This is a genomic window from Colwellia asteriadis, from assembly GCF_039523295.1.
Classification (GTDB): Bacteria; Pseudomonadota; Gammaproteobacteria; order Enterobacterales; family Alteromonadaceae; genus Colwellia; species Colwellia asteriadis.
The window spans coordinates 63,431-84,974 of sequence record NZ_BAAAFA010000007.1 but is presented as its reverse complement, the minus strand read 5'-3'; the positions used below and the strand labels follow the sequence as shown (position 1 = coordinate 84,974).

Genomic DNA, 21,544 nt, shown 5'->3' with positions numbered 1-21,544 from the left:
GTGAATACAATTCGATGATTTTCTCCTCTTTATTTAAAAGTAAACCTACTTGGCAGCACAAAGACAGTAATGTTCGAATTGCGGCCATTAATAACGATTTACACGTTCAAGATCCTACACACCACGATATTTTAATCAATTTAATCAATGAAGATAGCAATGAGTTAGTTCGCAGAGCAGCGCTAATTAAACTGAATAACTTTGATTATTTTTTACAAGCAAGCAAATATAACTCAAACGAAAAAGTTAAACTATTTTCACTTAAACAACTAACCGATATGCTGCTTGAACAGCAATCAGTACAAACAACGAGCGAGCCAAAACAGCAATTATCGACCGAGCAGAAAATTGCTTTTATTGAAAGTGATAACGCTCATAGCACATTATTAGAACAGTGGCTAAACCAAGAACAGCGAAGTGAGCTTGTTATTCCATTATTTGAGCAACTCAATAGCAAAAAACAAAGTAGCTTACTGCTAACGCAAACCTTTATTAAAAAGCAAAATGTGCAAGTACAGCAGCACTTATTGCACCAAATAGACGACAGCAAGCTATTAGAGAAGCTATTAAAAAAGGCGTGTGATGAAACTATTGCTAAAATAATCACTGATAAATTACAACAGCTTCATGAGGTTGCAGAAAAACCTAATAAATTGAAAAAACAGTTACAACTCGTTTTATCAAAGCTGTTAGCGTTAAAAGATAACCTGGATTATGGAACCTACCTCACTAAAAAATCAGCTTTAGAGCAAGAGTGGCAACAGCTAAGCACAGAAATGTCATGCTTAACTGCTGATGATAACACCGAGCTTACCGAAAAATATCAGCTTATTTCTGCACAACTTACAACGATTTATGCCGCTAAAGTAGAAGCGTTCGAACAACAAAAAATTGCCGATAAACTCGCGTTTGATAAACAACAAGCAAAAGCAAATTTTAGCAAACAAATAAATAACGCCAACCAAGCATTAACAACGGCAATATTTGAAAGCGATAGCTTTGATAGTGACAGCTTTTATAGCGATAAGTTAGATGAAACGAGCTTTTTAGCAACGCTTAAGCAGCTATCAACCGATATTAAACACTCTGTTTTGAATGAACAAGAGCAAGAGGTTTTCAGTAAACAGGTTACTCAGTTAAGAGAAAAACTCGGGCAATTACCTGATATTGCACAGTCTGTTAGTCAAGCAACAGCGTTAATTTCTCGTATTTCTCAATTAACTTTACCTGATAACCTACAGCAATTAAATGATCGCCAAGAAACCTATAATAACTGGTTAAACGACTGGAAAGTTATTGAGTCAAAAACAAAAGGGGTATTGCCACAATCAATAAAAGACTCACAATTACAAATTGTTAGTTTATGGCAAGGCGGTTTAAAGTCTTTACAAGCAACCCAAAAAGATCTTTTCTTTCAAAATAAGAAAAAGCTTACCGACATTAAACGCTTATTATTAGCGGGTAAATATAAAGTGTGTTTTGGTTTATTTAAAGGGCTAAAAAGTGATTTTATTTTATTGTCAGCTAAGCAACAGCAACAGCTACAACGCGATTATGACAATGTACACACACAGCTTGCTGAGTTAAGTGACTGGGAACATTACATTGCGACTCCTCGTAAGCAAGAGTTGTTAGCTGATATACAAAATTTAGTGACAACACCATTAGATAACCCAAATGAACAAGCTGAAAAAGTAAAACAGTTCCGTAAAATATGGAATACGCTAGGCCACGCCGATGAAGCGGTAGATAATGAGCTAAACGAGCACTTTAACAAAGCTTGTGAAGAAGCTTTTGCGCCGTGTCGTTTATTTTACGCAGAGCAGGATAAGTTACGAGAGCAACATTTAGTGACTCGGCATAAAATTTTAGCCGATGCGCAATTATTGGCTGCTGAATTAACTGCAACCGATAATGCTAATCACGAGAGTAGTGAACTCAGTCCGTCGCTTGATTTTAAAAAGCTGGATGCACAATTAAATAAACTACAACATAACTGGCAACACGCTGGAGAAATAGATCGTAACGAATATAAAAAACTGCAAGGTCAATTCAAAACGATTATTAAACCGATAAAAGCAGCAATTAGTGCCTTTCACCAACGCAACGTTAATGAAAAAGAAGCGCTTATTACTAAAGCAGAAGCCCTGTTAAATAGTGATAATGTTTTTACGGTTATTGAAGAAATTAAGCAGTTACAACAAAACTGGCGTAATGTTGGTTTTGCCGGTAATGCTAAAGAAAGCAAGTTATGGCAACGTTTTCGTACCATCAATGATGAAGTTTTTGCCAAACGCGCACAAGAAAAATCGACGCAACAAGCGATGGTATCACAGCAAGAGCAAGCATTTTCAGAGCAATTGCAGCAACTATCAAGTGCGTTAGCAAATAGCACAGAGGCAACGCTAACTGCTTTAAAGCAAACACAGCAACAAGCTCGTGATTTATTACAGCAAATTACCTCGCAGCGACCAGTGACCAAAAGCGTAGCTAATAGTGTTGAGCAGTTTATTAACGACTTAAAAGCAAAAATAAATACGGCTAATGAGAAAGAGCAACAGCGACAGTGGTCATCGGTATTTAGTTTATTAAACTCATTATGTGGTCAGTCAATGACTACCGATGAATTAGCGTTAACCGAACACTATCAAAGTCTTTCAAGCTTTTGGCAAAAACGTTTACGTGAGCAAGTTACACTTAATGGTGTTGCTGATGCAACCGAGCGCTTTGAGCAAACTTTAGCCATTGAGATTTTAGCTAAAAAGCCATCACCTGCTGAATATAGTGAACAACGTATGGCAGTTCAGGTAAAGCTAATGCAAGAACAAATGGTATCAGGCAGTGACGTTAACCTAACTGATTGTCTTGTTGAATGGTTACACTTAGGACAACTGAGTGAAAAAGATAGCGCATTATTAGCTCGTCTAAAAGCGGTTTACTGTGTTAGTTAAAACCTTAATACATTAATACATTAATCTGAACTCAGGTTAATGTATTAAGTTACGTGAAAAGGTTAAGCGAAAAATAAGCGCAGCTAAAATTAAAAGCCCAAGTTAAAATCAGTATTTAACTTGAGCTCGGGTTAAGAGGTTTAATAACATACTAGCAAGACCGATTTACTTTTAAGCTAACGTGATAAAAATCTCAATTAGCAACGGCGGATAACTCACCCCGTAAATTCTTTGGCATTAATGCGCATATTTCATCGTAACTGTAATTTTTACTCAGTAAGTAGTGCAGTTTAGTAAGTGTTGCCTCTAAGGTCATATCAGCGCCACTGATCACGCCAGCTTCACTAAGAGCATTGCCTGTTGCATAACCCGACATATTTACGGTGCCTCTAATGCACTGGCTACAATTAACAACAATAATATTTTGCTGCTTTGCTTTAGCTAAACAATTGAGTAATGCTTCATCTTGCGGAGCATTACCAACTCCATAACTGCGTAAAATCAATGCTTTTACTGGTTGTTTAATAACATTTTCTACAACAGCACTACTAATACCCGGATATAAATGCACTACACCTATAGGTTGAGGTGTCATATAAGTCAGTTGTAGTGGCTCAATAGTCGTGGCGGGTGGGGCAACTTTACCAGCAACTAGTTTAATATTTATTCCTGCTTCTAATAGTACCGGCATGTTTGGTGAGTCAAAGGCATTAAAGCCATCGGCATAAGCTTTAATGCAACGGTTACCACGGTATAAGTTATTGTTAAAGAATAAGCCAACTTCATTGATCGGGTAATTTGCTGCAATATAAATTGCATTGAGAACATTTACTTGTCCGTCTGAGCGTAACTGGCTTAACGGGATTTGTGAGCCGGTAACAATAACGGGCTTACTTAAATTTTCAAACATAAATGATAAGGCAGAAGTGGTATAAGCCATGGTATCTGTACCATGCAATACGACAAAACCATCATAGTCGTCATAATGGGCTTTGATATCTTCAGCAATACGCTGCCAGTCAGTTGGCGTCATATTAGAAGAATCAATCAATGGTTGATATTCATTAATGGTAAAGTCAGGCATTTCACTACGATGAAACTCAGGTAAACCGTTAATTGAGTCGGTCAAATGCCCTTTAATAGGTACAAACCCTTGAGTACTTTGCATCATACCAATAGTACCGCCAGTATAAGCGACATAAATTTTCTTTTTCATTGTTGTTATCGTATTTGAGCCCTACATACCTGTCATTATATCGTAGCTGCGTTAGCTATGGCTAATAAATGTAAAAAACGCGCTAAAATAAAAAGGCAGCTATGGGTTACATAACTGCCTTTAAATATTTTTAAATTTTAATGTTTATAAGCTAGTACAAGCTAAACATAAGGTATATTTACCTTGTGGATCATTAAACTCATTAACTTGCTCTACTTGGGTTTTCAACATGTTAACGAGCACACCAAGACCTTGTTCGTTACTTGCTGTATGTGTTGCTAGCTCAACAACACTATTTGCTTGAGTGCCATTTAGCATCGCAGTAATGTTAGCTGCATTGCCCATTAACGCCTCCATAAATTTACCACGGGTAGAAGGTGTTTTTTCTATCAGTAAAGTGTCATAAGTGGTTAATTTGGCTAACGTCGCTGCAGCTACTACTGCATCATCTAAGGTACCTAACTCATCAACTAAACCTAAAGATTTTGCTTTTTTACCTGTCCAAACACGACCTTGAGCTACAGCATCAACTTGCGCTAAAGTCATATTGCGGTTATTAGCCACTAAGGTAATAAAGTCTTGGTAACCTTTATTAATTGATAATTGAAACAATTGCTTCATGCCATCGGTTAATGGGCGAGTAGGGCTGAAACCTGAAATGTCGGTAGTACCAACACCGTCGGTGTAAATTCCCATTTTGCTTAATGAATCTTCAAATGTCATCATCATCCCAAAAATGCCGATAGAGCCTGTAATGGTTGATGGAGCCGCATAAATTTTATCTGCCGGTGCAGAAATCCAATAGCCGCCAGATGCTGCATAGGTTCCCATTGATGCCACAACAGGTTTACCCGATTTTTTGAGTAACTCAACTTCCTGGCGAATAATTTCAGAAGCGTAAGCGCTACCACCTGGGCTATCTACACGTAACACAACCGCTTTAACGTTTTCATCGTTACGGGCTTTACGTAATAATTTAGCGGTACTGTCGCCGCCAATAGTGCCAGGCTTTTGCGTACCATCTAAAATAGTACCTTTGGCAACAATAATGGCGACTTTATCCGCTGTTGTTGTTTTTGCTAAAGCAGCCTCAGTCGCTAGTGGCGAGCTGGTTACTTTATGGTAATCTTTATAAGCAATATGGCTGTAGCTATCGCCTTTTTTATTTTTGCCAACCAGTTCGGTTAACTCACTACGCATTTCCTGACGAGTTTTTAAATGATCAACCCAGTTATTTGCTAAAGCATAATCAGCAAAGCTACTATTTGCTTTAGAAAACTTTGCAACTAAGTCGTCAACATTTTCATCAAAGTTATCAATAGCAAAACCACGTCGATTGGCAACATCCGTTTTATACTGCTGCCATAAATCGTTTAACCATAACTTATTGGCTTCTTTAGCGGCATCAGACATATCATCACGCATGAATGGCTCTACTGCTGATTTAAATGTGCCTACGCGAAAGATATGTTGATTAATTGCTAACTTATCTAATGCAGATTTAAAGTACATGTTATAACGACCATAGCCTTCAATAAGCATAAAGCCTTTAGGGTTTAACCATATTTCATCGGCGGTGCTGGCTAGGTAATATTGATCTTGCGTGTATTGATCGCCTAACGCGATAATTTTTTTACCATCGCTCTTAAAATCGTTCAATGCCGCTGCAACATCTTGTAGCTTGGTTAAGCCAGTACGGTTTAGGCCTTGTAGTTGTAAAACTAATAATTGTACCCGATCATCTTTTTTCGCTTTTTCAAGAATTTTGACTAAATCGGCCAGTAATACTTCTGGATTTTCTTCTTGTTGCTCAAGCGCTTCATTAATGAATGTTTCCATTGGATCCACTTCACGCTTTTGCTCGACAATATCACCAACAAGGTTCAGAACTAGGGCGGTTTTTTCTGGCACAATTATTTGGTCTTCACTGCTGGCGATAACCGCAATAAAGGAAAATAGTAAGACAAAAAAGATTAAATTTAATATTAAGTTACGTGTAAAAGTAATGCTGCGCCAAAGTGCTGAGAAAATCCGTTTAATGATGTTGGGTTTCTTATTCATAAGATCTCTTATTTTAAAATTATACCTAACCTTATAGTAACTTAATATTTATCAAAAGATAACAATCACTCACGTAAGTTTGTAAGTAATAATGATCTTATATTAATGAAATGAACTACCCTTTAGCGAGGTCTTAATCTATACGCTACTATTTTACTGTATATAAGAAGCTCCAATGATGAAATCTATTGCCACTTGTTATCAAAGCTTTATAGCAAAACTAAAAAATTTTGATGGTATACCTGCCTTAATGTTAAGGGTTTATTTAGCCCCTGTTTTTATTATGGCGGGCTTTAGTAAAACACAACTGCTCAACGATGAGGTGCATGGCGTTACCGCGCTAATGGCTGATCCTACAATTATTGCTTGGTTTGGTAATAGTGAATGGGGCTTAGGTCTGCCTTTTCCGGCATTACTGGCAAACTTAGTTATTATTGTTGAGCTGCTTGGTGGTTGGCTACTACTTTTTGGCGTGTTAACTCGACTCGTTACAATTCCTTTGATGTTTACTATGTTTGTGGCAGCTACAACGGTTCACCTTGATCATGGCTGGTTTGCTATTACTCCAACGAATAGTGTAATAAGTCCTGCAAAAGTATTAACTTGGGTCGGTATTGATAGCGCCAAGGCGAGTTTAGATAATAGTGATGAAGCCGCTAAGCGTTTAACGGCAATGAAAAATTTACTTGACGAAAATGGCAATACCGATTGGTTATATGAAAAAGGCAATATTGTGATACTCAATAATGGTGTTGAGTTTTCTACCACCTATTTCATTATGTTACTTGCGCTGTTTTTTATTGGTGCAGGGCGCTATACCAGTGTTGATTATTTTATTGTAAAGCGCTACTTCACCTCCGGTCAGGCTGATACTCCGAGCTCAGGTAGGTAATTTAATGTGATTATGATGGGGGTAATGTTGATAAACCAAAGACTCATGATGAATCTTTGGTTTATTCACTATTGTGTTGTTCATTAAGCGTTAACAAGTGCTCGTCTTTTTTTTATATAGCTGACAAGCACATCACCCCAGTGATAAATGGCTAGGCCAAATAACACAAAGAATGCACCTAATACTAACTTATAGTGTAATGCTTCATCATTTAGTAAAGCGCCTAATGACAGTGCTATTACTGGTGTTATTAAGGTAATAAGCGTTACGGTACTTGCTGATAACTTTTGTAGTACCGTAAAGTAAGCATAAAAGCCCAGTAGGGAGCCAAACACCCCTAAATATATAGTGGCCCAAATAGATTTGGCTTGCCAAAGCTCTGTATTAATACTGCCATCTAATACTAGCCAGCTGATAAAAAATAACGGTGTTGCTACACTTAACGCCCCGACAGTGGTTGCTAAAGGGTGTATCGCTAAAGAAACACTTTTTACTAAAACACCACTTAAACTAAAAAAGAATACGGCTAAAAAAACAAAAACTAATCCTAAAATGCCATTTTCAGCTAAGGTAAAATTATCAGCGCAAACAACGCCTAAACCAGCTAGAGCAATAAACATAGCACTTTTGCGAATACTACTAATTTTAGGCTCAGCTAATATTTTACGCGCTAAAATAGCGGAAATCACAGGCGATAAACCGAAAACCAGTGATAACACGCCTGAAGATAAGTAACCCGCTGCTAGATAAGAAAACATCATACCGCCAAAAATGCCCAAAGCAGAGTAGCTATATAATGTGATGGCTTGTTTGTGCCAAGGTAAATTTATTTTTTTACTTTTAATCACCATAAAGCCGAGCACTAAGGCTATAAGCATTCGCAGTAACACTGCCATACTTGGTGGAATAGACTCACTGCTCCAAACAATCCCTAATGGTGTTGTAGACCAAATTAATAATACCGCCAAATAGGCTATTGGCACCGACATGGTTTTTCTCCTTGTTATAATGCTCAGCATGAACATTTAGTTAATAAATACGTATAACCTGACATCAACTTAGTACCTTTATTTAGGTGCCATATGTTGAGTCAAATTAAGTATTATTTTTTAACCGTAGGTTTCAAACAGGGTAGAGATGTTAGCGGTTTTATATTATTTTTATTAACTCTTCAATTAAGGTAAACAATCAAGGTAAAAAATGAAGAAAATAAAAAAGCCGCAACGTTTGAGTTTTGCGGCTTAAAAAATAATATAAATTTTATTCTTTTATATTTTCAATACTCCGCACTACAAGGCCAGCTTAATCGCCATTTATTGCTAGGTACACAGACACAATTAGCTAAGCGAGCAGAGACGCTGAGCAGCATAAGTCGGTTAAGCATAGGTATTGTTGGCAATAAAGTTGTTAGCATTGGGCTATATCTTGATTGTTTTTATATCAGTGATTTTATACTGGCGATAAGCACATACTAAGTCAAGCATTAAATAGCGGCTTTATGAGGATTTTTAATGCAGTTAATTATCTGACACGATACACTTTAGCTATTCTTTTCTTTCATTGTCATATGAAAGATAAACAGACACTATATTTTATATTAAAGGCTCTTAAATGAACGCTATTGAAATGTTATTACACCGTCAGTCGACACAAATGTTATGTCACCCAGCCCCTAAAGATAATGATCTTGATGCCATTTTATCTGCGGGAATGCGCGCCCCAGATCATGGTGCCTTAAAGCCGTGGCACTTCACTGTCATTACAGGGCAAGGTTTGCAACGTTTAAGTGAAGTATTTGTTCAAGCTACCCATGAAGAGTTAGCGGATGAAGATGAAGAAAAGCTGGCACTTAAAATTGAAAAAGTCTCAAAAAAACCATTTCGCGCGCCAATGATTATTGTGATCAGCACCAAATTTGTTGAGCATAAAGTACCAAAACAAGAGCAATTAGTTACTGCGGGTTGCTGCGCTCATGCTATGCAAATGGCGGCATATTCATTAGGCTATGGCGCTATGTGGCGTACTGGGGGTTTTGCTTATAACCCAACAGTAAAGAAAGCGTTAGGTATTAGTAATGATAATGAAATTGTTGGCTATTTATATATTGGTAGTCCAACTAAAGAAGCGGTAGTAAAACCCGCAAAACCTTATGAGGAATTCGTGACGTATTGGGATTAGTACTGACAATATGTTGAAGCGCGTTATTACATAGTGCGTTATAACCAATAAGTATACAAACAACAATCATAAAAAAGGCGACCAATGGTCGCCTTTATATAAGAAGCAAAGCTAATGCTTATTTGCTTAGAACGCTGCGTTGTTAGGCGTTCTTGGGAAAGGTATTACGTCACGCACGTTTTGCATGCCAGTAGCATAAGCGACTAAACGCTCGAAACCTAAACCAAAACCTGAATGTGGTACGGTGCCGTAACGACGTAAATCACGATACCAGCTGTAATCGGCTACATCTAAGCCCATTTCACCTAAACGGCTATCAAGTACATCAAGACGCTCTTCACGTTGGCTACCACCAATAATCTCACCAATGCCTGGTGCTAAAATATCCATTGCAGCAACGGTTTTACCATCATCATTTAAACGCATGTAGAAAGACTTAATATCTTTCGGGTAGTTTTGTAAAACAACAGGACCATTAAAATGCTCTTCCGCTAAATAACGTTCGTGCTCAGAGTTTAAATCTACACCCCAAGAAACGGCATTTTCAAATTGCTTATCACAGTTCTCTAAAATAGTAATGGCATCAGTGTAATCTAAGCGAACAAATTCTGTATTAATAACAGAGTTCAAACGGTCGATAACGGTTTTATCAACACGCTGTTGGAAGAAGGCCATATCATCTGGGCGCTCATCTAAAACAGCTTTTAAGACGTATTTAAGCATTTCTTCGGCTAAGTCAGCAGCGTCAGATAGGTTAGCGAAAGCGATTTCTGGCTCAACCATCCAAAACTCAGCTAAGTGACGGCTAGTATTGGAGTTTTCTGCTCTGAATGTAGGGCCAAATGTATATACTTTTGATAACGCGTTACAATAAGTTTCAACGTTTAACTGACCTGATACAGTTAAAAAAGTTTCTTTGCCAAAAAAGTCTTTGTTGTAATCAACTTGACCATTTTCACTACGTGGTAAATTTTCCATATCTAAGGTACTTACGCGGAACATCTCACCGGCACCTTCACAGTCACTACCAGTAATTAACGGTGTGCTGATCCAAAAATAGCCTTTACTGTGTAAGAAACGGTGCACGGCCTGTGCTAAACAGTTACGTACGCGTGTTACTGCGCCGCCAATATTCGTACGTGGACGTAAATGTGCTTGTTCACGTAAAAACTCAATGCTGTGACGTTTAGCGGCCATTGGGTAAGTATCTGGGTCTTCAACAAAACCTAATACTTCTACTGCGGTTGCTTGAATTTCAAATGATTGGCCTTGGCCTGGAGATTCTACCAAAATACCGGTAACTTTAACTGAACAACCTGTTGTTAATTTAAGTATATCGTCTTGATAATTATCTAGATCACTAGGTACTATAGCTTGAATAGCATCGAAACATGAACCGTCATGAACGGCTAAAAATGAAATACCGGCTTTTGAGTCGCGGCGGGTTCTGATCCAACCATGCACGGTAATACTTTCATTAACAGGGAATTTGCCTGCTAATACATCAGTAATTGCTATAACTGACATTTAATGACCTCTTATATTGTTATATCAAATAGTAATCAAATTTTTACAAATTTGCTTTTACTCTGAAAATGGAGTGATATGTTACCGTGACGTTGTGTAAATGCAACGCTTAATTGCCATGTTAGGGAAAAACTTAGTTTAATTGTTATATTAAACTAAGGTCTGTTGATTTTTCGCGGTTAAACTTTGTTCGAGATAAAAGCGTTTTAATCGCGGCGGACAGTGTGTTGCCTAGTCATTCTAAGCAAATACTGTTCAACAAAGAGTAAGACGCTTTTAGCCGAATCCTTCGGACAGCGTTTGTTGGTCATTTTTACTGCGTTATCGCCTTTTTAGGTAACGCTACATGGATGTAGTTTATTAGACAATGCAGGAGCTTATTGTCCTGAATAACTACATTACAAAGGCTCTGCCTTGTATAAATACCCAACAAAAAGCTGCAAAAATAATCTCGAAAGATCAACAGCCCCTAGAACTTAACGGTAAATATTCATAAAAAGAGCTTAATGAATGAAATTATCTGTAACGCCTGATAAACAATCTAACGATGCTGAAACAGCTAAACCTGTTGAGCGCCGAAAAACTATCGACACATGGGTTTATGGCAAAATACTGTTAGCACTGGCTAGTTGGATATTGTTTCTCGTCGCATTAATTATGTCGTATTACGCAGCGCCAGAAAGCAATTATGGCGTGCTACGTTATTATGATATTGACGTCAGGCAATTTTGGTTAACACCCTTAACGGGGTATTTATATATTTTGCTTTGGCTCAGTGCTTTAGGCAGCTACCTTGCGTTGATGCTTGATAAGTATCGTAACCGCCGTAAAGCCGATAACCCGCATTACCATTTGATTTTTTTACTGGTCATTAACTTGATCTGGCTGGTGTATATTCTTTATCATTTGCACCGTTATAGTTAGTACTGTTCTTACTATTATTAATTAACCTGAGCTCGGCTTAATAAATGTTTCTCTAGCGGCTACTTTTCCTAACTTCTTCGTTAAATTTACTTGCAATAGGCCAGCTATTGACGCGAAATTTTCCTTGCTTATCATATGAAAAGAAGAAAAACTATCAAGCTAGAGGTTCATAAAAGTAATTTTTGCTGATATTTCAATTTGTTAAATATCTCTTAAATCGAGTTCAGGTTAATTAGTGGTAAAGCAGTTGTCATCATTTAATACTTCGGCAATCGCGTTTACTAATGTCGTTAATTGCGCTGCGGTAGTTATAAGTGGCGGAATGATATAAATAAGTTGACCAAATGGGCGGATCCATACGCCTAATTCTACAAAACGCTTTTGTATAGCAGCAACATTGACACTTTGCTTGCATTCAACGGCGCCAATAGAGCCCAGTACTCGAGCATCTACAACGCGGTGGTGACAGTTAAGGGGTAAAATATCTTGAATTAGCTGCTTTTCTATATCTGCCACTTGTTGTTGCCAGTTATTCTCAAATAATAAATCGATACTGGCATTCGCTACTGCGCAAGCAAGAGCATTACCCATAAATGTTGGTCCATGCATAAAGCAACCGGCTTCGCCTTGGCTAATCGTATTGGCTATATGCTCAGAGCAAAGGGTTGCGGCTAAAGTGATATAGCCGCCAGTAAGTGTTTTACCTAAACACATAATATCGGGACTTATGTCTGCCCATTCACAGGCAAAAAGCTTACCCGTGCGGCCAAAGCCTGTGGCAATTTCATCAGCAATGAATAACACATTGTATTGATCACAAAGTGCTCGGCAGGTTTTTAAGTACTCAGGGTGATAAAAACGCATACCACCAGTACCTTGTACTATTGGCTCAATAATAAAAGCAGCAATTTCGTGATGATGTTGCGCAAATAGCCTACTTAATTCAACGGCATCTTCTAGCTGCCACGCTTCACCAAATTTACATTGTGGCGGTGGAGCAAAATAATGTTGCATTAATACCTGCTCAAATATTTGATGCATTCCCGTCACGGGATCACAAACTGACATCGCCGCAAAAGTATCGCCATGGTAACCATTCTTAACCGTGAGTAATTTTGTTTTGGTTAACTTAGTAGCATTTTTAGCCGCTACTGCATGTTGGTATTGCAGTGCCATTTTCATTGCAACTTCAACAGCCACGGAGCCGGAGTCAGATAAAAAAACCTTATCTAACCCTGTTGGTGTTAAACGAATGAGCTTCTCGCACAATGTAATGGCGCTTTGGTGAGTTAAACCGCCAAACATCACATGCGACATTTTTGCTGACTGTTCAACGAGTGCTGCATTTAGTTTAGGATGATTATAGCCATGTAAAACTGACCACCAAGATGACATACCATCAATAAGTTGCTCACCACTGGCTAAGTGAATATGAACACCGTCAGCGCGATCTACCATATAGGTAGGTAAGGGAGCAGACATTGAAGTGTATGGGTGCCAAACATTATCTTTATCAAATTGAAGTAAATCGTTTGTGGATAAAGTCGAGAAAGAAGAGTGAAGAGGTGTTTGTTTTTTGTTCATTTGTTAACTACTGGCAATTAAAATTGTTGACATCATGGTCGTGCTGGCTAGACTACCCGTTAAGTTAACCAGATGCAATTGAGTAATCATGTCCGAAGCAGTTTTATCAACACAGTCAGCAAGCCAACAAACAAATATTCGCCATAATTGGAACTTAGCGCAAGTTAAGGAATTATTTGATCTTCCTTTCAACGATTTAATGTTTAAAGCACAAGTTGTGCACAGAGAAAATTTTAATCCTAATGAAGTACAGGTAAGTACTTTATTATCAATTAAAACTGGAGCTTGTCCAGAAGACTGTAAATACTGCTCGCAAAGTGCACGTAATAAAACTGACTTAGAAAAAGAAAGTTTACTGGCGGTTGAAAAAGTATTTGAAGCCGCAAAACGCGCTAAAGAAATGGGCTCAACCCGTTTTTGTATGGGCGCCGCATGGCGTAACCCTAAAGAGCGTGACATGCCTTATGTATTAAGCATGGTTAAAGGTGTGAAAGAGTTAGGCATGGAAACGTGTATGACCTTAGGTATGTTGTCAGAAGACCAAGCTGAACAATTACAAGAAGCAGGTTTAGATTACTACAACCACAACCTTGATACCTCACCAGAGCATTACAATCAAATTATTACCACCCGTACTTATCAAGACCGTTTAGACACTCTTGATAATGTTCGTACTGCTGGTATGAAAGTTTGTAGTGGCGGTATTGTCGGTTTAGGCGAGAAAGCGGTAGATCGCGCCTCGTTATTAGCACAGTTAGCCAATTTAAACCCACAACCAGAAAGTGTGCCTATTAACATGTTAGTTAAAGTTGAAGGTACACCATTAGAAAATGTCGATGACTTAGAAAGTTTTGATTTTATTCGCTGTATTGCTGTGGCCCGTATTATGATGCCAAAAAGCCATGTTCGTCTATCGGCTGGTCGTTCAGCAATGAACGAGCAAATGCAAGCAATGTGTTTTCTTGCTGGTGCAAACTCTATTTTCTATGGCTGTAAGTTATTAACCACTGAAAACCCTGAAACTAATCAAGATATTGCGTTATTTGAAAAGTTAGGCATTAACACTGAAACGGTTGTTGATGATAATGAACGTGTTGATAAATTAGTTAAAACGGCGATTGTTGACCAACAACACAGCGACTTATTTACTAACGCAGCATTATAACGTTATTTAGCTTGCTATTAGAGTGAGTAACGTTACTAAGGTAAAAGCTATGATGCCAACTGAACACGCTAATAATTTCAGTTTTATCAGCCGCCAGTTGGCCGAACAGCAACAACTTAATCGTTATCGTCAACGTGTATGCATTGGTGCTGGCGTTACCAACGAACATAATTGCACGATCAATATTGCTGGAAAACACTATATTAATTTTTCATCAAATGATTATTTAGGATTAAATAATCATGCTGAAATTAATAAGGCCTTGCAAGAAGGCGCTGATAAATTTGGTACTTGTGCCAGCGCTTCTAGCTTAGTTACTGGTTATCATTATGCTCATCAAGCATTAGAAGATGAAATATGCCAATGGCTAAATAAACCACGCTGTTTATTATTTTCAAGTGGCTTCTCGGCTAATTTGGCACTATTTCATGCACTAGGGCAACAAGGTGATACGCAAAGCAGTAACACTTCCCAGGCGCAATTTTATTTAGATAAGCTTAGTCATGCTTCAATGATTGATGGTGCATATCAAAGTAACGCCAAAGTGAAACGCTTTAACCACAATAATACCGAGCAATTGGCACGACTGCTTGAACAAAATAATGCCGAGAATACGTTAATTGCCTCTGAAGGGGTTTTTAGTATGGATGGCGATCAAGCTAAGGTTGCTCAATTAGCACAATTGGCCAAACAACATAATGCTTGGTTATATTTAGATGATGCTCACAGTATCGGTGTTATTGGTGAACAAGGTCAGGGCAGTAATAGCATTACTGATATTGATATTACCATGGCAACTTTTGGTAAAGCGATGGCAACCAGTGGTGCCTTTTTAACTTGTCAGGCAGAGTTGCACGATTATTTAATCAATTTTTCTCGCCACTATATTTATTCAACCGCAATATCACCGGCGATTGCTTGGGCGACAATTAAAAGCATTAAATTGATAAAACAGGCGCAATGGCGACGTGATAAAATTAATGAACTCAGCGCGCTTTTTACAAGGTTATTAGCAGATAATATCCAATTGATCACCTCACAGTCATCAATTCACGCTATTATTATTGGTGATGAAAAAGCAGCACTTCAGGTCAGTGAAAAATTAAAACAGCAGGGTATTTGGTTAACGGCAATCAGACCTCCAACAGTTGCGGTTAATAGCTCTAGGTTACGCGTAACCATTTGTGCACATCATAATGAAAATGATATCAAATACTTAGCAGAATGCTTAAACAAGGCTCTAAAGTAATGGTTCCAACCGAACAAATTCGATTTACCCGAAAAAATATTGCAAAAACGTTTGGCTCTGCGAGTGAATCATACGATGTTTCAGCACGCTTACAACGTTTTTCAGGTAAACACTTAATGCCGTGGTTACCTGAGCAAGACGATTTAACCGTGCTTGACTTAGGCTCAGGTACCGGTTTTTTTACCGACTTATTAGCCAGTAAATATCAACGTGTAATAGGCTTAGATATTGCCACACAAATGCTACGATTTGCGCAAGCAAACCGTAATGAGAGTATTACTTGGGTTGAAGGAGATGCTCATCACATTCCTTTACAAGATAATAGTATTGATCTTATTTATTCTAACTTGGTTATTCAATGGTTTAATCCGCTTGATAATGCCGTTAAAGAAATACTGCGGGTGCTAAAACCGGGTGGTATGTTTATTTTTACAACACTTGTTGATGGCACGTTACATGAACTAAAGTCATCATGGCGACAAGTTGACGATGATCAGCACGTTATTGATTTTAAAACCGCTACCCAGTTAAACGATGTTTTTAGCAAACAATCGTGTCAGTTAGTTGAACAAAAATGCCAAGATATAGTACTTGAATATCAAAATGTCATTCATTTAGCACGTGAATTAAAAGGTTTAGGGGCTAATCATTTAGCTAATAAAAAGAACCGTGGTTTATCCGGTAAAGCTAAATGGTTTAAAATGACCGAGCATTACCAAGACTTTCTTGAGCCTAGTGGTATTTACCCCGCTACCTATCGTCTTTTTTCAGGTTTAGTGGTGAAAACCTAGCTTGATTGAGACTTTATTCTTTAATAATTATAAAGGGTTAGTTCAGTACTGACCTTTTATAGTATATTTTCAGGTTACTTTTCATGAAAAATATTTTTATTACCGCAACGGATACCGACGCAGGAAAAACCTTTGTCAGTTGCGCTATTATTCACGCCCTTACTCAACAATATCATCAACGAGTCGCTGCTTATAAGCCCGTATCTGCTGGCTGTGAACTAATTAATGGCGAGTTAGTTAATGATGACGCTAAATGGTTAACCCATTATGCAAATTGTCAGCAATCGTTAAAGCAAGTAAACCCCATTGCTTTTTTAGAGCCTATAGCACCACATATTGCAGCACAAAAACACCAACAAGCAATCACGGTAAGTGACTTAAGTACGCACTTTACTCAGATTAATGCTTTAAATGCAGATATTAATTTAATTGAAGGTGCTGGTGGCTGGCGATTACCTCTGATAGTCGCCAATAGCGCGCAAGGTACTAAAAACACGACACAATTTATGGCTGATTTTGTTAAAGCACAAAAAATGGATGTTATTTTAATTGTGAATATGAAGCTTGGCTGTTTAAACCATGCTTTACTCACTTTTGATGCAATTAAGGCCGATGGTTTAAATTGCATTGCTTGGGTGGCAAATTGCGCCAGCGAAACACCAATGAGCAATTTAGCTGAAAATATTGAGTCCTTAACTCAGTTACTGCCAATACCTAAAATAGCACAAGTAGACTTTATTGCTGATGCTCATATGAACATAAGAGCAGGGCAGGGTTTAACCTTTACCGATAAAATTAAAATTGCCGCAGAGAGTATTGATGTATCAATATTATTACCTCAACATAAAGCTGAAGCTAAGTCTACTCCTAAACCATAAGGTAACAACCGCACTTAATGATAACCAAAAGAACTACTTGTTAAGTAGCGCTATACAGGCGGAAGCAATAAAGCCCGATCGTGTTTTATAGTCTGGTGATTTACTCACTTTTTTATCAATTTGCGTTATCAGCAACTCAGGTAAGGTGACATTGATTTTATGACTTTTTCCTAAATAGGGAGTGATGTCTAGCTCGGTTAACCCCCAAATAACTTCAGTACTATTATCAGTTATTAATTGTGCTTGAGTACGATTTGCTAGCCATAAGGCCCGTTGTTTTTCTATTGATGTACCATTTGGAATTGGCTCTGAGTACTCAGATAATATAGTGAGATGTGATTTGATCACCGCGTTAATATTTTCAAAAGCTTGATCAATAGAGTCAGCATTCGCCTGACAACCGGGTAAGTCTGGTACGCTCACTTGATAACCGAACGCTTGGTTTTTTTTCTCTATCAATAACGGGTATTTCATGCCAGATACCTAATTAACATTGTCTGTTTGTTAACCACATCATGTCACTTTATAATAACTCCGACAACCCCTTTGTATGCATGTGGATATAACTCCAATAACTCTACGTAAGTAATTTAAATAACCCTGATAACCCTGAAATATATTGGAGTGATTGTTTACTATAGCCTGAAAACATAGCTAAAAGCGTATAGTTATTAGTTGAATTCAGCGAAAGATCTTTATTATTTGGAGTTGTTAGCAACATTAGCTAAATGTTTTAGTAATTACCTTTACCTGATAATAATTCTCATTTAATATGTGCCGTTCCCGTTAATCCTGTCGTAAAAAGTCATATCAACAGCAAGTAATCTAGCCGCTGTGACTTAGGTAATGAATGAAAAATACAGAAGCATTAAGCTCATAATGTTTAATAGATTTAATCGAACGAAAACGTTTTGGTGTTGAATATCAGCCCATCATAGCGTGTAAAAATAATGAAATATTTGCTTATGAAGCGTTAGCGCGTTTTTATAGTGCCGATGATAAACCGCTCAGGCCTGATCTAGTTTATGCATCATTACACAGTAGCCCGTTAAGTTTGTTTCAAGTTGAATACCAACAGAAAAAGCTGCAACTATCGTACGCTGTCAATGGCTCAGATATTTTTGTTAACTTAGATCAAGACTCTTATTTTTCCAGTGGAATTATTAATGGCAATAACCCATTTTTAAAATTATTTAAAGAGTTTCAAAAGGCAGAAGTAGTAGTTGAGCTGATTGAAAATTCAGAAATTAATGATGCGATTATGAGTTTAGCGATGATAGATAACCTAGCTAAAAATAATATACGCACTGCAATTGATGACGTGTGTAACCCTCAATCAATGATCTCAACATCGGTTATTCAGCTAGTTAAATATATAAAACTAGATAAATACGTATTAAAAAATAGAGCCAACCAAAACTTTATGCTGTTAGTGGAGTCTATTATTAATTATGCACACAGCGCAGGTAAACAGGTTATTTTAGAAGGTGTTGAAACAGCGGATGATTTGGCACTAGCGAAAACACTCAATATTGATTTTGTACAAGGTTTTTACTATCAAGAGCAATTTAAAGTGGTTAATTAATTTATGATAACTTTTATCGTGCTATTTTAGATCTGTAGTACACTCAAGCGCGTATATACCTTCAACCATTTAAGACGTAATTTTATTGTCGTTTACATATTGCGCTTTACATGGCACTTACTAAAACGTTTCAACTACTTTTAAGGTAACAACAATGAAAAAACTTTTATCACTGCTCGGCATAATCTCCTGCGCTATTAGCTTAACCTTGAGCGCAAACGAACTTAAGGTGGGCGATAAAGCGCCAAACTTTAAGTTACAAGCAACCAATGGTGACTTTTATCAGTTATCTGATTATCAAGGTAAACAAGCGGTCGTATTAGCTTGGTACCCTATGGCTAATACACGTGGCTGCACTATCGAGTGCAAATCGTTAACTGAGAAAGGTCATCTGATAAGAAAGTATGACGTGAGTTATTTTATGGCAAGCGTTGATCCATTAGATGACAATAGAGACTTTGCAGAAAAGACGGGAGCTGACTTTCCTATGTTAAGTGACCCAACTAAGGCCGCTGCAAAAGCCTATGATGTTTTAAATTTTGCCGGTGTTGCTAGCCGAGTAACTTTTTATATCGACAAAGCCGGTATGATTATCAAAATAGATGAAGATATTTCTCCTAGAACTGCTGCGGAAGATATGGCTGAAAATTTGAAAATATTAGGCGTTAGTCTGCTGTAGTGTTCAGCACAGAATTGAAAAACGCAATAAGATAAAGTATTAACCACAATGGCTAAACCGAATAAAAAAGGTCCAACAAAAACCGTTGATATATTTTGTAGCAGCTGTAATACGCAGCTGCTTAAATATAGAAAAGGTGGCAAGGGCGCTCTGGTAAAATGTTTTATTGAGCGTATAAGCAAAGATTTTACTCAAGTTTTAGGTACTTGCCCCAAGTGTGAGTTGGTTTTTGCTCGGGAGCAATTAATTAAAGGAACGCCCGCCTTGAAAATAGTTGGCGGTAAAGTATGGTTTAAATAAAGTATATTCACTCAATATATAGCGCAGTGGTTGTTACACTTGTGACTACGTTACATGTGAAGTCATTATTTCTTGTATCTATTTTTTTCTATCCCAATATTAATATATTGATATTTATCATTTAACAATGCAGTATTTAGTAAAGTTATCTAAAACGAAGTTATTGAATGATAGATGCCGAAAACCAAATTCTTAATGAGTTTATACATAATTTAACGCCAGGGAAAATAATTGATCTTCAATTTGGTGGGTTAAGTGGCGTTAGAATGAAGCCAGTAGTGATTGGTATTGATTTAGGTCGTTACATACTTGTCAAATTTCCAAATAAACTAAACCACGCAGATTACAAAGACATACTGCTTAGCGGTAGTGGCGTAGTCGTTCGTTATATTCTGGAAGGACAGCATGGTGAATGTGTTGCTTTTTCAACGAGTATAAAACATGTATCAACTATCCCAGAAAAATTAATATTTTTAAACTATCCTACCCATATAGAAAACCGTCAACTGAGAACATCGCAACGCAAACAAACACACATACCCGCTCAAATCGCTCAAAATAAAAAAGGTAATACCTTAACGGGTAACTGTATTGGCGGCTATATTGTAGATATTTCTGCTCGCGGTTGTTTATTTTCATTCAAAGCGATAAGCCGTGATAGTGGCGTTAAAAAATGTCCCGTTCATATTGCAATCACACGTATAGGTGTAGAAGAGCCATTACTAGTAAATGCACACATTAAAAATAATAGATTTGATAATGGGAATATTCTTGTGGGTATTATGTTTGATGAGTCGTCATTAAAAACTATTTCATTATTACTCGACGAAATGGCAATTGAGTCAACTTAAGTATGTAGCGCGCATAAAAGCGAATAATACTTTATCACTGTAGATGTTAATGATAAATTTTGGAAATACTTATGCAAGAACACGGTTCTTTTAAAATGAAAATCATTGGGCAAACCTTAGTTGTCAAATGTTTTGATGCTTGGAATATTGAAACTGTTTTAAGACTTTGCCGAGAATATAAAGTCTTAGTTAATCAAATAAAAGATAAACCATGGGCATGCTTAGTTGATTTAAGTCAGTGGGAGTTATCGACCCCTGAAATGTGGGATGAAATTGATAAGTTAAATGCCTGGGGCAATATCAATAATCAAAAATATGAAGCGGTAATTTGTGGTATGTCACTGCAAAAAACTCTAATGGAAGACAGTCACACGGTGTTGACCAATGTTGAAAGTAATTTCTTTGATAACATTGAGCAAGCTTACGCATGGCTAAGTGATATTGGTATGTTAAGCGTCGAGTAACGTATCATTCACCCTTTACCCCTTTACCCCTTTACAAGTATTTTTACTGTCCACAGTAAAATAACCTTTCAATAATACTTGCCTTTTCTTTGAAGCTGCCTTATATATCACCTGCGCTACGTCTTAATTAAAATTTATTGTATTAGCGTGGTAATGGCGCATGCCTTACAGATAAAAAATCTAACTTTGTATGGGTGATACCAACGAGTTATATCGGCTCAATCGTGAGCTAACTAGCGTTGCTTTGTA

General features: G+C 37.4%; 19 protein-coding genes and 1 pseudogene. 14 read left to right on the top strand and 6 right to left on the bottom strand.

Annotated features, from left to right (window positions below):
• The first annotated feature begins 14 nt into the window (after positions 1 to 14).
• Positions 15 to 2,951, top strand: coding sequence for a DUF349 domain-containing protein (locus ABD005_RS11000; RefSeq protein WP_343817434.1), 2,937 nt, complete (start codon positions 15 to 17; stop codon positions 2,949 to 2,951).
• A gap of 193 nt (positions 2,952 to 3,144) precedes the next feature.
• Here the strand turns inward: ABD005_RS11000 and ansA are convergent, their stop codons facing one another.
• Both ansA and sppA read right to left on the bottom strand, forming a co-directional pair.
• Positions 3,145 to 4,167: an asparaginase gene (gene ansA / locus ABD005_RS10995; RefSeq protein WP_215979124.1), complete on the bottom strand. Its 1,023-nt coding sequence runs from the start codon at positions 4,165 to 4,167 to the stop codon at positions 3,145 to 3,147.
• A 144-nt stretch (positions 4,168 to 4,311) separates the two neighbouring features.
• Positions 4,312 to 6,228: a signal peptide peptidase SppA gene (gene sppA / locus ABD005_RS10990; RefSeq protein ID WP_215979123.1), complete on the bottom strand. Its 1,917-nt coding sequence runs from the start codon at positions 6,226 to 6,228 to the stop codon at positions 4,312 to 4,314.
• Between the two features lie 175 nt (positions 6,229 to 6,403).
• Here sppA and ABD005_RS10985 point away from each other — a divergent pair, with 175 nt between their 5' ends.
• Complete coding sequence (locus ABD005_RS10985; RefSeq protein WP_425544898.1) at positions 6,404 to 7,120, top strand: HvfX family Cu-binding RiPP maturation protein; 717 nt, start codon at positions 6,404 to 6,406, stop codon at positions 7,118 to 7,120.
• An 83-nt stretch (positions 7,121 to 7,203) separates the two neighbouring features.
• On the opposite strand, the gene ABD005_RS10980 is transcribed toward ABD005_RS10985, so the two are convergent.
• Entirely contained in the window at positions 7,204 to 8,109 is a 906-nt protein-coding gene (locus tag ABD005_RS10980) for a DMT family transporter (protein WP_343817432.1), read from the bottom strand.
• Positions 8,110 to 8,731: 622 nt separating this feature from the next.
• Here ABD005_RS10980 and ABD005_RS10975 point away from each other — a divergent pair.
• Positions 8,732 to 9,298, top strand: a complete 567-nt coding sequence (locus ABD005_RS10975) for an NAD(P)H nitroreductase (RefSeq protein WP_215979121.1) — start codon at positions 8,732 to 8,734, stop codon at positions 9,296 to 9,298.
• A gap of 126 nt (positions 9,299 to 9,424) precedes the next feature.
• On the opposite strand, the gene asnS is transcribed toward ABD005_RS10975, so the two are convergent.
• Positions 9,425 to 10,825 (bottom strand): asparagine--tRNA ligase, encoded by a 1,401-nt coding sequence (gene asnS, locus ABD005_RS10970; protein WP_215979120.1) that lies wholly within the window; start codon positions 10,823 to 10,825, stop codon positions 9,425 to 9,427.
• 222 nt (positions 10,826 to 11,047) lie between these two features.
• On the opposite strand from asnS, the pseudogene ABD005_RS10965 reads away from it, so the two are divergent.
• Together ABD005_RS10965 and ABD005_RS10960 are read left to right on the top strand one after the other, a co-directional pair.
• Positions 11,048 to 11,305, top strand: a pseudogene (locus ABD005_RS10965) (hypothetical protein).
• A 30-nt stretch (positions 11,306 to 11,335) separates the two neighbouring features.
• On the top strand, positions 11,336 to 11,749 hold the full coding sequence (locus ABD005_RS10960; RefSeq protein WP_343817431.1) for a hypothetical protein: 414 nt from the start codon (positions 11,336 to 11,338) through the stop codon (positions 11,747 to 11,749).
• A 228-nt stretch (positions 11,750 to 11,977) separates the two neighbouring features.
• Here the strand turns inward: ABD005_RS10960 and bioA are convergent, their stop codons facing one another.
• Positions 11,978 to 13,333: an adenosylmethionine--8-amino-7-oxononanoate transaminase gene (bioA, locus tag ABD005_RS10955; RefSeq protein WP_343817430.1), complete on the bottom strand. Its 1,356-nt coding sequence runs from the start codon at positions 13,331 to 13,333 to the stop codon at positions 11,978 to 11,980.
• 88 nt (positions 13,334 to 13,421) lie between these two features.
• On the opposite strand from bioA, the gene bioB reads away from it, so the two are divergent.
• From bioB to bioD, 4 genes are all read left to right on the top strand, one after another.
• A complete protein-coding gene (gene bioB / locus ABD005_RS10950; protein WP_215981383.1) occupies positions 13,422 to 14,498 on the top strand; it encodes a biotin synthase BioB in 1,077 nt (358 codons plus the stop codon).
• 49 nt (positions 14,499 to 14,547) lie between these two features.
• Positions 14,548 to 15,747, top strand: a complete 1,200-nt coding sequence (locus ABD005_RS10945) for an aminotransferase class I/II-fold pyridoxal phosphate-dependent enzyme (protein ID WP_343817429.1) — start codon at positions 14,548 to 14,550, stop codon at positions 15,745 to 15,747.
• Positions 15,747 to 16,538 carry a malonyl-ACP O-methyltransferase BioC gene (bioC, locus tag ABD005_RS10940; protein ID WP_343817428.1) on the top strand — a complete coding sequence of 264 codons (792 nt, stop codon included), beginning with the start codon at positions 15,747 to 15,749 and terminating at the stop codon, positions 16,536 to 16,538. Before ABD005_RS10945 ends, bioC begins: the two co-directional genes overlap by 1 nt.
• A gap of 83 nt (positions 16,539 to 16,621) precedes the next feature.
• Positions 16,622 to 17,416 carry a dethiobiotin synthase gene (bioD, locus tag ABD005_RS10935; protein ID WP_343817427.1) on the top strand — a complete coding sequence of 265 codons (795 nt, stop codon included), beginning with the start codon at positions 16,622 to 16,624 and terminating at the stop codon, positions 17,414 to 17,416.
• 33 nt (positions 17,417 to 17,449) lie between these two features.
• Here bioD and ABD005_RS10930 read toward each other — a convergent pair whose 3' ends face one another.
• Positions 17,450 to 17,890, bottom strand: a complete 441-nt coding sequence (locus ABD005_RS10930; protein WP_343817426.1) for a type II toxin-antitoxin system HicB family antitoxin — start codon at positions 17,888 to 17,890, stop codon at positions 17,450 to 17,452.
• Positions 17,891 to 18,302: 412 nt separating this feature from the next.
• On the opposite strand from ABD005_RS10930, the gene ABD005_RS10925 reads away from it, so the two are divergent.
• The 5 genes from ABD005_RS10925 to ABD005_RS10905 all read left to right on the top strand — a co-directional run bounded on the left by ABD005_RS10925 (position 18,303) and on the right by ABD005_RS10905 (position 21,295).
• Positions 18,303 to 19,001 carry an EAL domain-containing protein gene (locus tag ABD005_RS10925; RefSeq protein WP_343817621.1) on the top strand — a complete coding sequence of 233 codons (699 nt, stop codon included), beginning with the start codon at positions 18,303 to 18,305 and terminating at the stop codon, positions 18,999 to 19,001.
• Positions 19,002 to 19,155: 154 nt separating this feature from the next.
• Positions 19,156 to 19,680 (top strand): peroxiredoxin family protein, encoded by a 525-nt coding sequence (locus ABD005_RS10920; protein WP_343817425.1) that lies wholly within the window; start codon positions 19,156 to 19,158, stop codon positions 19,678 to 19,680.
• A gap of 48 nt (positions 19,681 to 19,728) precedes the next feature.
• A complete protein-coding gene (locus tag ABD005_RS10915; protein WP_252739014.1) occupies positions 19,729 to 19,980 on the top strand; it encodes a hypothetical protein in 252 nt (83 codons plus the stop codon).
• Positions 19,981 to 20,147: 167 nt separating this feature from the next.
• Complete coding sequence (locus tag ABD005_RS10910) at positions 20,148 to 20,831, top strand: flagellar brake domain-containing protein (protein WP_343817424.1); 684 nt, start codon at positions 20,148 to 20,150, stop codon at positions 20,829 to 20,831.
• Between the two features lie 71 nt (positions 20,832 to 20,902).
• Positions 20,903 to 21,295 carry a hypothetical protein gene (locus ABD005_RS10905; protein ID WP_343817423.1) on the top strand — a complete coding sequence of 131 codons (393 nt, stop codon included), beginning with the start codon at positions 20,903 to 20,905 and terminating at the stop codon, positions 21,293 to 21,295.
• Positions 21,296 to 21,544: the final 249 nt, after the last annotated feature.